Source organism: Alicyclobacillus sp. CIJ1, from assembly GCF_057538885.1.
Map to the genome: position 1 here is coordinate 1 of NZ_BAAJPH010000036.1, position 408 is coordinate 408.

A 408-nucleotide genomic window follows, 5' to 3' on the forward strand; every position below is an offset into this window, starting at 1 on the left:
TGGCGAAGGCGCCTTGCTGGACAGTGACTGACGCTGAGGCACGAAAGCGTGGGGAGCAAACAGGATTAGATACCCTGGTAGTCCACGCCGTAAACGATGAGTGCTAGGTGTTGGGGGGACACACCCCAGTGCCGAAGGAAACCCAATAAGCACTCCGCCTGGGGAGTACGGTCGCAAGACTGAAACTCAAAGGAATTGACGGGGGCCCGCACAAGCAGTGGAGCATGTGGTTTAATTCGAAGCAACGCGAAGAACCTTACCAGGGCTTGACATCCCTCTGACCGGTGCAGAGATGCACCTTCCCTTCGGGGCAGAGGAGACAGGTGGTGCATGGTTGTCGTCAGCTCGTGTCGTGAGATGTTGGGTTCAGTCCCGCAACGAGCGCAACCCTTGACCTGTGTTACCAGC

The 408-nt window shown here is 57.4% G+C and carries 1 rRNA gene; it reads left to right on the plus strand.

The annotated features are described in order from the left end of the window. Positions 1-408 (plus strand): 16S ribosomal RNA (locus AC27E8_RS00275); the annotation flags it as partial.